This window comes from Winogradskyella sp. (assembly GCF_013042245.1).
Lineage (GTDB): Bacteria > Bacteroidota > Bacteroidia > Flavobacteriales > Flavobacteriaceae > Winogradskyella.
This window is the reverse complement of record NZ_JABDQL010000049.1, coordinates 1-11,063: the sequence shown is the minus strand read 5'-3', so window position 1 is coordinate 11,063 and position 11,063 is coordinate 1. Positions and strand designations below refer to the sequence as shown.

The 11,063-nt window shown below is 34.0% G+C and carries 12 protein-coding genes and 1 pseudogene; 6 read left to right on the top strand and 7 right to left on the bottom strand.

Translation table 11 applies throughout. The features are described from left to right. Positions 1 to 283 precede the first annotated feature (283 nt). The 5 genes from HKP48_RS04130 (at position 284) to HKP48_RS04110 (ending at position 5,159) form a co-directional block, all read left to right on the top strand. The gene (locus HKP48_RS04130) at positions 284 to 1,033 is read left to right on the top strand and encodes a VCBS repeat-containing protein (RefSeq protein WP_296343115.1); all 750 of its coding nucleotides are present in this window, start codon (positions 284 to 286) and stop codon (positions 1,031 to 1,033) included. Next, on the top strand, positions 1,027 to 2,112 hold the full coding sequence (locus tag HKP48_RS04125) for an ASPIC/UnbV domain-containing protein (protein ID WP_296343113.1): 1,086 nt from the start codon (positions 1,027 to 1,029) through the stop codon (positions 2,110 to 2,112). The genes HKP48_RS04130 and HKP48_RS04125 overlap by 7 nt, the downstream gene beginning before the upstream one ends. Before the next feature lie 329 nt (positions 2,113 to 2,441). Beyond that, entirely contained in the window at positions 2,442 to 3,026 is a 585-nt protein-coding gene (locus HKP48_RS04120; protein WP_296343111.1) for a HupE/UreJ family protein, read from the top strand. 93 nt (positions 3,027 to 3,119) lie between these two features. Further along, a complete protein-coding gene (locus tag HKP48_RS04115) occupies positions 3,120 to 3,554 on the top strand; it encodes a dCMP deaminase family protein (RefSeq protein ID WP_296343109.1) in 435 nt (144 codons plus the stop codon). Continuing rightward, positions 3,555 to 5,159, top strand: a complete 1,605-nt coding sequence (locus HKP48_RS04110; protein ID WP_296343107.1) for a S41 family peptidase — start codon at positions 3,555 to 3,557, stop codon at positions 5,157 to 5,159. Here the strand turns inward: HKP48_RS04110 and HKP48_RS04105 are convergent. Genes HKP48_RS04105 through HKP48_RS04095 form a run of 3 tightly spaced genes read right to left on the bottom strand, consistent with a single transcriptional unit; the run spans position 5,156 to position 6,562 of the window. Continuing rightward, complete coding sequence (locus HKP48_RS04105; RefSeq protein ID WP_296343117.1) at positions 5,156 to 5,764, bottom strand: FAD-dependent oxidoreductase; 609 nt, start codon at positions 5,762 to 5,764, stop codon at positions 5,156 to 5,158. The genes HKP48_RS04110 and HKP48_RS04105 overlap by 4 nt on opposite strands. Continuing rightward, on the bottom strand, positions 5,764 to 5,967 hold the full coding sequence (locus HKP48_RS04100; RefSeq protein WP_296343105.1) for a hypothetical protein: 204 nt from the start codon (positions 5,965 to 5,967) through the stop codon (positions 5,764 to 5,766). The genes HKP48_RS04105 and HKP48_RS04100 overlap by 1 nt, the downstream gene beginning before the upstream one ends. 13 nt (positions 5,968 to 5,980) lie before the next feature. After that, on the bottom strand, positions 5,981 to 6,562 hold the full coding sequence (locus tag HKP48_RS04095; RefSeq protein WP_296343103.1) for a MarC family protein: 582 nt from the start codon (positions 6,560 to 6,562) through the stop codon (positions 5,981 to 5,983). 89 nt (positions 6,563 to 6,651) lie between these two features. Between HKP48_RS04095 and HKP48_RS04090 the strand changes: the two genes are divergently transcribed. Further along, on the top strand, positions 6,652 to 7,224 hold the full coding sequence (locus HKP48_RS04090) for a DUF3109 family protein (protein ID WP_296343101.1): 573 nt from the start codon (positions 6,652 to 6,654) through the stop codon (positions 7,222 to 7,224). An 80-nt stretch (positions 7,225 to 7,304) separates the two neighbouring features. Here the strand turns inward: HKP48_RS04090 and HKP48_RS04085 are convergent, their stop codons facing one another. The 4 genes and pseudogenes from HKP48_RS04085 to HKP48_RS04075 form a co-directional block, all read right to left on the bottom strand. Continuing rightward, positions 7,305 to 9,089, bottom strand: coding sequence for a ribonucleoside-diphosphate reductase subunit alpha (locus HKP48_RS04085; RefSeq protein WP_296343099.1), 1,785 nt, complete (start codon positions 9,087 to 9,089; stop codon positions 7,305 to 7,307). A gap of 30 nt (positions 9,090 to 9,119) precedes the next feature. Next, complete coding sequence (locus HKP48_RS04080; RefSeq protein WP_296343097.1) at positions 9,120 to 10,397, bottom strand: ribonucleotide-diphosphate reductase subunit beta; 1,278 nt, start codon at positions 10,395 to 10,397, stop codon at positions 9,120 to 9,122. 307 nt (positions 10,398 to 10,704) lie between these two features. Beyond that, positions 10,705 to 10,917 (bottom strand): LytTR family DNA-binding domain-containing protein, encoded by a 213-nt coding sequence (locus HKP48_RS12220; RefSeq protein WP_363928591.1) that lies wholly within the window; start codon positions 10,915 to 10,917, stop codon positions 10,705 to 10,707. 27 nt (positions 10,918 to 10,944) lie between these two features. Beyond that, positions 10,945 to 11,063 (bottom strand): annotated as a pseudogene (locus HKP48_RS04075) (IS1595 family transposase); the annotation flags it as partial.

Below are 11,063 nucleotides of genomic sequence, written 5' to 3'. Positions count from 1 at the left end.
TACTTGAGCGGATTAAGAATAATAATCAACGCCTAAAGGAGTTTGCATTATATGCCATTACAGGGCAATCCGCTTGGGAATTATGGAGAACAAGTACTAATTCAGTCATATATTAGAATATAGCCTTCAATTTTAACCCTAAAGTGACATAATTGGTAGAAGCCTTAGATTTAAAATTAGATTTCTTCGGAAGTGTGGATTTGATGTTCTACATTGAATACTAGTAAAAGGGCATAACTAATCATTTTAGTTTTGCCTTTTTTCATTTATATTAGCTACCCTTATGAAAAAGATAGCTGTTTTTTGTTCCTTAGTTTTTGCAACTCTAACCTCAAACGGCCAACAGTTTACTGAAGTTGCATTTAGTAGAGGTGTAGAAAGAGTAACTACAATGCAAGATTTGTTTGGCAGTGGTATATCAATTGCAGATTATGATAATGATGGTGATTTAGATTTTTTTGTAGGAACAGAATTCAATTCAGCGAACCAATTATACCAAAATGACGGTAATGGTTTTTTTCAGGAAGTTGCTATGTCTTCAGGAATCACATCTACCTATAGAAATAGAGCAGCGCTTTGGTTTGATTATAACGGAGATGAATTATTAGACCTAGTTTTGCTGGGCGACTGTTCTGGTATTGGAGCTTCTTGTACAGAAAAAATTGAGATTTTCCTTTACGAACAAACACCCGGTAGAAGCTTTAATGAAATTACAAATTCTGGGTTAAGTTTTGGAACAAGATATAGTAGTACCAATATATCAGAAGCCTTAGTTGGAGGTATGGCAACAGCAGATATAAACAATGATGGCTGGCTAGATTTGGCTATAACTGTTTGGGGTCGAGAGTTTGCAGGAGCACAAGCCACCTTTTTTTTAAATAATGGTAACGGAACTTTCACTGATATAAGTGTTTCAAGCGGATTTGGACAATCGAGCGTATCGAGATACCAACCTATTTTTCATGATTTTAATCGCGATGGGTTTCAAGATATTTATGTAAACGTAGATTTTTCTGAAAATGAGTTTTGCTAAATAATGGCGATAATACCTTTCAGGAAATTGCCGCTACCATTTCTGCTAATAATGCATTTAATGAAATGGGAATGACCATTGGAGACTACGACAATGATGGTGATTTTGATGTGTATTCTACAAATATTTCAAGAATAGAAGACGGCATATCGAAGCACAATATTTTATTAAAAAATAATTGGACGGAAACAAATGCGCTTGGCTTTTCTGAAATAGCAACCGATAGCCCAATAAATGTAGGCAACAGTGGTTGGGATTGGGGAACTACTTTTTTTGATGCTAATAATGACGGATTTGTTGATTTAGCAACTACAAATGGTTGGAATCAAAGTTGGGGTTTAGATCAATCTAAATTATGGCTTAATGTAGATGGTGCTTTGTTTAATGATATTTCAGCATCTGCAAATTTTAATGATACTGAGTATGCTGCATCATTATGTGCTTTTGATATGGATAGAGATGGTGATTTAGATTTGTTGCAAACCATAAAAATTAGTGGTAATGGGATGTTACCTGTTAGACTTTTAGAAAATAATTATTCGTCTACTCCCAATGCTAACAATTATCTTGTTGTAAAACCTAGAATGAACGGTACTAATCATTTTTCAATTGGTGCTGTGGTAAAAATCACCTACGATAATGGGAAAACGGGCATGCGCTTAATAACTGGAGGAACAAGTTTTTACGGTCAAGAACCAGCTGAAGCTTTTTTTGGATTGGCAGATAATTCAGTAGTATACGAAATAAGAATTGAATGGCCAGATAATACTGTGACTCTAGTCCAAGACGTTATGGCTAACCAAGTAATAACAATTACTAATGATAATGTTCTTACTAATAATGATTCTGAGTTTGAAAAAGTAACCGTATATCCAAACCCTGTAAAACATAACTTAAAAATAAATACCAATATTGAGATTGGAGAGCTTCAAGTTTTTAATCTTTTAGGCCAAAAAATTCTTGAATATTCAAACGTTAGGGAGATTAATGTCTCTCAACTGAATCAAGGTATTTATTACTTAAAAATTTTAAACACTTTTGGTTCAGGAAGTCAAACTATTCGTTTTATAAAAAAATAAAATTGTAAATACGCTAACTATCATAAGCCAAAAATAAAGCAGATTTTCTGTATTTTCGAGTGTGGTCACATAGTGTGGTCACATAGCGTGGTTACAGAGCGTGGTTACAGAGCGTGGTTACAGAGCGTAGTCGAAGTGTAGTCGAGACATATAAGCACTTGATTTTAATACATTTCGACTTTAGTTTATGCTGAGCACAGTCGAAGTACTCAGCATAAACTAAAGTCGAAGTACTCAATGCTATAGATTAAATTAAAATCAATTTATGACACATTACGGACATTCAATAAATAAAATTAACTTAGACTCAAATTTATATTTCCCCCATCATGAACGATTTTTGGTTTAACGTAAAATATGGTCTTAACCATGTCTTAGATATCAATGGATACGACCATGTTTTGTTTTTAATGGTACTGGCTGTACCATATATCTTTAAAGATTGGAAGCGCGTCTTGCTCTTGGTATCTTTATTTACTTTGGGTCATACACTGTCTTTAGTTTTGGCAGCTTACAATGTGGTTTCAGTCAATGGAAAATTGGTTGAATTTTTAATTCCTATAACAATTATTGTAGCGGCAATTTACAATGTATTTTCAGCAGGAAAAGAGGATAAAAACAAAAAAGTCGGCCTTCTCTTTTTTACAGCACTCTTCTTTGGATTAATACATGGGTTAGGTTTCGCAAGAGAATTTACAATGGTATTTGGAGATGCTAACAATAAGATTTTAGCTTTATTAGAATTTGCATTAGGTATAGAATTAGCTCAAGTTATCATTGTATTTGTAATTCTCTTTTTAGGTTTTTTACTTCAAACACTTTTCCGTTTTTCGAGACGCGACTGGGTTATGGTTCTTTCATCTGTTGTAATCGGTTTAGTTATTCCTATTCTTATTGAAAACAGTGCGTTTTAAAGGTTAAAGTTTTATAAAACTTTAATGCACGGGATTGGTTATAAAATACTAAGCCGTTATATTCGTTAATTACAAATACTCTAAGATTAGTTAATGGCTAAAGAAGCAAAACAGTTGCGTTACGATAAATCATATTTACGTATGGCTAAAGAATGGGGAAAACTCTCTTATTGTAAGCGTAAACAGGTTGGTGCGATAATTGTTAAAGATAGAATGATAATATCTGACGGTTATAATGGAACACCAACCGGATTTGAAAATTATTGTGAAGATGACGAAGGTTATACCAAATGGTACGTTTTACATGCTGAAGCAAATGCTATTCTAAAAGTGGCATCATCCACTCAATCTTGTAAAGGTGCCACTCTTTACATCACATTATCGCCATGTAAAGAATGTAGCAAGCTTATTCATCAAGCAGGTTTTGTCAGAGTGGTCTACTCACAAGCCTACAAAGATAGTTCAGGTCTCCAATTTTTAGAAAAAGCCGGCGTACAAATAGATTTAATAGAAGAAATTGAAGCATAAATGTCTAATATCAAAAAATATATCCCTTTAATTATTGGCGTGGCCATAGCTATTGGTGTGTTTATTGGAGGCAAACTTAATTTCACAGACACTTCGGACCGTTTATTTACCACAAATAGTAAAAAAGATAAACTTAACCGACTTATAGATTATATAGATTACGAGTACGTTGAAGAAGTTAATACAGACAGTATTGTTGATGTCACTGTTAACGGTATTTTAGATAATCTAGATCCACACTCTACTTACATTCCAAAAAAAGATTTAGAGCGCGTTACACAAAATATGCGAGGAGATTTTGTAGGTATAGGTATTAATTATTACCCGTATAAAGATACGCTTGCTGTTATTCGCCCAACAGAAGGTGGCCCCAGTCAACGTGCAGGTATAATAGGCGGAGACCGTATAATAATGGCTGATGGTGACTCTATAATCGGAGATAATTTTGATACAGACAAAATTAGTAAAAGACTCAAAGGAAAAAAAGGAACAAAAGTAAACTTGAAGGTTTACAGGCCGCTAACCAAAGAGTTTTTAGTCATCAAAGTAAAACGGTCTGATATCCCAATTAAAAGTGTTGAAGCGGCTTATATGCTCACAAACAGTCTTGGATATATAAAAATAAACCGCTTTGCGGAGTCAACATACAAAGAATTTAAACGTGCTTTAGACAGGTTACAAGACAAAGGTGCAACAAAATTAGCTTTAGATTTAAGAGATAATCCGGGTGGTTTTTTAGGTATTGCAGAGGAAATTGCTGATGAATTTCTTGAAAAAGGAAAACTGATTTTGTTTACAAAAAACAAAAAAGAAAAACGCGAAAATGCCTATGCGACGAGTCGTGGCGATTTTGAAGAAGGCGAAGTGTACATTTTAATAAATGAAAGTTCGGCATCAGCAAGTGAAGTCATTGCAGGTGCTCTACAAGATAATGATAAAGGTGTTATTGTTGGCCGACGCTCTTACGGAAAAGGACTAGTACAACGCGAAATGGCTTTAGGAGATGGTAGTGCAGTACGACTTACAGTTTCTAGATATTACACACCAACAGGTCGTTCTATCCAAAAGCCCTATAACAATGGTCAAAGCAAAAGCTATTATAGAGATTATTACAAGCGCCTTAGAAATGGTGAATTAATGAACGCTGAGAGTATCCTAGTTGACGACTCATTAAAGTTCACAACACCCAACGGAAAAGTGGTTTATGGCGGAGGAGGTATTATACCAGATGTATTTGTGCCAATCGACCGTTCTTTTAATAATGAAACGATTAATTATCTCAGGCGTGCTGGATATTTTGGTTTTTTTGTTTTTGAAGAATTAGATAAAAGTAGAGCCATTTACGATGGTGTTTCTAAGCGAGATTTTATAGATAATTTTGTGGTAAGTGATGATATTGTTGTACGCTTTCAAGATTATGTGAATAGGCAAGAAGGTACAAAAATCAGTTTTGTAGCTTTTAATGATGTTGTAAAACTATTAATAAAAGCAACACTAGCAAGGCAGCTTTATGATGATAATTCTTTTGAAGAAATTGTCAATAGAAGCGATATTATGATAGATGAAGTTATCTTATTGAGTCAGGAAGAATTTGATAGGAACTAACTAGAAATCTTATCGTGCATTTTCGTGTGCTTACCATTATTCCACAACGTTAGTATATCTGTAGCCACTTGGGCGCCACTACCAGATGCTATAGCAAACTGACTACGACCACCGGCTAAAGTTCCAGCAACGTACAGACCTTTTTCAATTAAGTAGTTATGATTACGTAACCAAATTCTATCTTTTTCAATAGCTGCTTGCGGATGTGGTTCTACATAACTTTCAAGGCCTTTAATGGTTAGTAGGTTTGTATAACCTACGGCGATTACAGCTATTTTAGTTTGGTAAGTGTTTTTGTTGGTTTCAATTGTAAATCCTTCAGAATTTTTGTTAATAGATTTTACTTTCTCCTTTTCAATCTGAATAACGTGCGGGTATAAATCTTTGAGTTGCTGTTTTCCACTTTCTAAAATATCTTCCCCAAGTGTACCTGGTTCAAGACCTAATACATTATTAAATAAAGCGTTTTGTAAATGTGATGTTTTTTGATGTGTAATAATGCCAATAGTTTTCTCAGAAGCAAAAGCTTTTGGTTTGGCAGATCCAAGAACTAGAGCACAAGACATACCAGCAGCACCACCACCAATTATTAAAGCATCAAAAATCATTTTCTTTTTTTATAAAGTTTTTCAACTTTTTTCGAAACTCTAAAAACCTGAAGTAATAAAATAACACAAAGTGCAGCGGCTATAGTAATTAATCCTGTGGCACTTTCGCCTTTCATAATATTATCAAAATTAAGCTTGGTAGCGCTAAAAATAATAAGAGCAATAGCAATAATACTTGCAACTATTGTAAATACTTTCATGATAAAACACCTTTTATGTAAATAAAATTTTAATGTTAGCAGCAAATAATTTTACGGCTATTGCTAACAAAATTACACCAAAAACTTTTCTTATAATGTTAATACCGTTTTTTCCTATAACACGTTCAATTTTAGCAGAGGTTTTTAAAACAATGTATATAAAGATAACATTGATAATAACTGCAACAATGATATTTTCTGTCCTAAATTCAGCTCTTAACGATAGTAAAGTGGTTAGACTTCCAGGACCTGCAATCAAAGGAAACGCCAACGGAAAAACCGAAGCTGTAATAGGGTCATCTCCGTTATCTTTATATAGTGTAATACCAAGAACCATTTCTAGAGCAATAAAAAATAAGACAAAAGCGCCAGCAACGGCAAAAGAATTAACATCAATACCAATGAGAGAAAGCATGCTTTTTCCTAAAAATAAAAAAGCAATCATAATAATACCTGCTATAATTGATGCCTTTTCACTTTCTATGTGTCCAACTTTTTTACGTAAATCTATGATTATTGGGATGTTTCCAATGATATCTATCACGGCAAAAAGTACCATAAAGGCTGTAAGTATTTGTTTAAAATCAAATTCCATCAGTTGTTTTTTAAATTTCGCCGCAAAGGTGCGATTAAATTGCAGATTTTCAATATTAAATTATAGTAAAGTTTAGTTACTTTTGTGCTATGTTTCAACTCGGAAAAACCATCGTTTCAGAAGACATCATAGAAAAAGATTTTGTCTGCAATTTATCAGCCTGTCAAGGCGCATGTTGTATCGATGGCGATGCTGGCGCACCACTTGATAAAGATGAAGCCAAAATACTTGAAGATATTTACCCTAAAGTAAAACCCTTTCTACGAAAAGAAGGTATTGCAGAAATTGAAAAACAAGGCACTTCTATAACTACTGCTTTTGGTGATATCGAAACACCACTAATTAACGGTGCTGATTGTGCTTACGTTATTTTTGACGAGAAAAAAACGGCACTTTGTGGTATAGAGGAGGCTTATAACCAAGGCGAAATTAGCTGGAAAAAACCGGTGTCTTGTCATTTATACCCAATCCGTGTTAAAAACTACACAGAATTTTCGGCTGTTAATTACGATAAGTGGGAAATTTGTAATGATGCCTGCACCTTAGGAAAAGAACTTCAAGTGCCAATTTATAAGTTTGTAAAAGAAGCCTTAATTAGAAAGTTTGGCGAAGATTGGTATATGGAACTAGAGTCTGTCGCTAAAGACAAATTTGAGAGGTAATTGTATAGTATTCTATAAACCCAAACGGTCTTATTGAAAATTCAATAAGACCGTTTTGGTTAATTGTGATTAAGAGGTGTTTATCCTTCACAACTAGCACATTCTTTTTTCTGCTTAAATTTCTGAGCAGCATTCATACTGTGTTGGTAGTACAATGATTTTAAACCTAATTTCCAAGCTGTAACGTGGATTTTGTTGATCTCTTTTACAGGCATATCTGGGTGGACAATGATGTTTAGAGATTGTCCTTGGTCAATATGGTTTTGTCTGTTTGCCGCTTGATAAATGATATCCATTTGGTCAATCTCAGGATATGTTTTAAAGACGGCTTTTTCGTTTTCTGTTAAGAAATCTAAATGTTGTACTGAACCATCTCGGTCTCTAATTGAGCGCCAAACTTCTAACGTATCCTGTCCCTTTTCAGCTAAAAGCTCTTGTAAAAATGGGTTCTTGATTGTTGTTTTTAGTTTTGCAATATCCTTTACATAAATATTGGACCAAATTGGTTCAATACCTTGTGATACTTGACCTAAGATAAATGCAGATGAAGTTGTTGGTGCAATCGCATTCAAGGTGGCGTTACGTCTGCCATAACCTTTAAGTACTTTTGGTTCGCCAAATTTTTCTGCCAGTTGCTCCGATGCAGCAACAGATTTATCTTTTACAATTTTAAAGATTTCACTATTTAAGTTAAACGCTTCTTGACTATCAAAGGCATACATTTTAGACTGTAATAATGAGTGCCATCCCAAAACGCCCATACCTAGTGCACGATTTTCTTTCGCAAAGTTATAGGCACGCTCCATAAATAGGAACGTTTGTCTGTCTTCTCTGTTATCAGAATCTCTGTAAGCTTCTAATTTTTCAAGGAATTCAGTAATGACTGCATCTAAGAAATAAACCATTGTTTCAACGGCATCAGTATCTTTCCACTTATCATAATGTAGTAAATTGATACTTGATAATACACATACAAAAGACCACTCGTCGTTAGATGGTAACATGATTTCTGTACACAGGTTACTTGCGTGGATTGGTAGATTCTTATCCTTGTAAACATCTGCAGCGCCATTGTTAGCGTTTTCGTTAAAGAAGATATATGGATAGCCCATTTCACCTCTACGTTGTAATACTTTTGCCCAAATACTTCGTTTTTCTACATCACCATCAATCATTTCTTGCATCCAAGTGTTGTCTACGGTAACACCATGTGTTAAACCTTGGATTGGATTTCCTTCGGTACCAATTTCTAAAAACTCTTTAATATCTGGATGACTTACAGGTAGGTAAGGAGAGAAACGTCCACGACGCACAGAACCTTGACTTACAACATCTACCATAGACTCAAACAACTGCATAATGTGTACAGCTCCAGAAGCTTCTCCATTGTTTTTTACAGGTGCACCTCTATGTCTTATTTTCCCAAAATATCCAGACGTACCACCACCAAGTTTAGACATCATACCTACCTCAGATTGTGTGTAAAGAATGTTACCCATATCATCATCCACATGAGATCCAAAACAGCTAATTGGCAATCCTCTTTCTTTTCCAAAATTAGACCAAACTGGTGAGGCTAAAGAATAAAACCCATGCGACATATAGTTGTAAAACTTATCCGAAAAACCGGGCATTTCTAAAATTTTCTCAGCATGGTCAGCTACTTCTCTAATGCGTTGTTCTCCAGTAACACCATCAACCAAATAACCAGCGCCTAAAAATTTACGGCTATTGTCATTTAACCATTCAAAATTACCTTCGCCAAGTGTTTTATACTTGTGCAAAGCTTCTTTTCTAGCTTCTTTAAGCTCGTTAACAGGCTGTTTTCTTGTATCTGTATTTTGGTTAAGGGTTTTATCTTGCATGGTAGTATTGGATTGTAATAAATTAATTTTTTAAAATAAGTCGTCGCTAGTAATACTTTGTGTGCGCTTACTGTAGTTGATAGAGCGTTTTACGAAGAAATCGCCGTGTTTTGTACCGATAATTTCATCATCAAACCATTCTGTGTTTTGTAATATGGTTTCGTTAATGTCAAAAACACTAGCGATACCAATGCTTTCTAATGATTTGTTGAATCTATTTTTCAAGAATTCTGTAACCACTTCTTTGGGTAAAAAGTCGAGTTCACCTTTTTCGAAAATCCAATCTACCAATTCATCTTCAGCTTCAAAAGCTTGCTTACACATGGTTTGGATAGTTTCATGGTACTCAGCTGTGAACCATTCTGGGTGCTCGTCTCTTAATATTTTGATTAAGTCGATTCCGAAATCACCATGAATTTGCTCTTCTTTAGATGTCGCTTCTACAACATTAGAAATTCCTTTGAGCATGTTTTTATGCTTATTGAAAGCCATGATGATTAAAAACTGAGAGAATAATGATACGTGCTCAATAAATAATGAGAATAATAACACAGCTTCTGCGTATTCTTTATTATCATCACTTTTTGAGTTTTTTAGCGCAGTTTCTAAATACTGCACACGCTTCATGATTACTGGCTTTTTCTTCAATGCTTTAAATTCGCTGTTTAAGCCTAAAATTTCTAATAGGTGTGAGTAAGCATCTGCATGGCGTACTTCAGATTCAGCAAATGTAGAACCTACAGCTCCTATTTCTGGCTTTGGCATGCGGTGGTACAAATCACCCCAAAAGCTTTTTACTGCAACTTCAATCTGTGAAATAGCTAGCATTGTATTTTTTATTGCACTTCTTTCTACGTCGTTTAATCTCGATTTAAAATCCTGGATGTCGCTTGTAAAATTAAACTCAGTATGTATCCAATACGAGTGTCTAATTGCTGGAACATATTCGTATAATTGAGGATACTCATACGGTTTTAAGCTTACACGTTTTTCAAAAATGTCTGACTTTCTTTTCTCAGCCTGTTGGTTGCGGTAAAGGATGTATGCCTTTGCAGCTTTTAAAAAGCCGGTAGCCATTAAAGTTGTTTCTACATTATCCTGTATTTCTTCGATGGTTGGTATGTAATCCGCATCCTTTTCTTTACGTGCTACTAATATTTCGTAGACGCTAAGAGCTACATTCTGCGCATCATTTTCGTTTCCGTGTTCTACAGCCGTCATTGCTTTCAAAATGGCATTTGTAATTTTATCTAGCTCAAATTTTTTAGTAGAGAAGTCCCTCTTGACGATGAAATCAATTTTTGACATAATTATAAGTTTTGGATTGTTAATCGAAGTGTAAAGATTGTAATTTTAGCTATTCAATTTTAATGAATTTGAAAATGGTTCTCAACATTTTATTAACATTGATAATTAACCCCTGTGTTTAGGGGATTTTTTTGTCAAAAGTATTTTTGAATTCTTTGGAAGTGAAAAAATCTTTGATTTTTTGGCTAAAATTTTAACAGAAAAAACCTAATAATTTTGTTGGGAGTTTGATTATAATTTCGTTTGAGATTTTCTACAAGTTTAGAATCATAAACATTTAAAAAGTACCAGCATCTCTAATTTGGATTTACTTATCTAACCAATTTTTAAATGTGTTTACTTTTTCTCTACTAACAATAATATCTTTTGCCAATTTTGTGTTTAGTATTAACTTTAAACGTGGATTTTTATAAGTCGAAATCTTACTTATGGCTTGTTTATTAACTATAAATGTTCGGTTTGTTCTTAAAAAGTTAAAAGGGTTAAGGTTTGACTCTAAATTTGTTAGTGAGTTGTTTATGATGCACTTATATTAAAACTTTTTGAGTTACACGTTTAGTTTCTGTTTTAATTGATTTTGATATATTGGTTTACTTTCTACCATTCTTGTAATTGTTTTATGAAAGATACTCGTCTTAAATTGAGAACGATTAATTCTAAAACAAA

Coding starts and splice junctions, on each gene's coding strand:
- HKP48_RS04110 (WP_296343107.1), top strand. CDS start 3,555: ATGTCTAATATCAAAAAATATATCCCTTTAATTATTGGCGTGGCCATA.
- HKP48_RS04095 (WP_296343103.1), bottom strand. CDS start 6,562: ATGGAATTTGATTTTAAACAAATACTTACAGCCTTTATGGTACTTTTT.
- HKP48_RS04080 (WP_296343097.1), bottom strand. CDS start 10,397: ATGTCAAAAATTGATTTCATCGTCAAGAGGGACTTCTCTACTAAAAAA.
- HKP48_RS04115 (WP_296343109.1), top strand. CDS start 3,120: ATGGCTAAAGAAGCAAAACAGTTGCGTTACGATAAATCATATTTACGT.
- HKP48_RS04130 (WP_296343115.1), top strand. CDS start 284: ATGAAAAAGATAGCTGTTTTTTGTTCCTTAGTTTTTGCAACTCTAACC.
- HKP48_RS04120 (WP_296343111.1), top strand. CDS start 2,442: ATGAACGATTTTTGGTTTAACGTAAAATATGGTCTTAACCATGTCTTA.
- HKP48_RS04085 (WP_296343099.1), bottom strand. CDS start 9,089: ATGCAAGATAAAACCCTTAACCAAAATACAGATACAAGAAAACAGCCT.
- HKP48_RS04090 (WP_296343101.1), top strand. CDS start 6,652: ATGTTTCAACTCGGAAAAACCATCGTTTCAGAAGACATCATAGAAAAA.
- HKP48_RS04100 (WP_296343105.1), bottom strand. CDS start 5,967: ATGAAAGTATTTACAATAGTTGCAAGTATTATTGCTATTGCTCTTATT.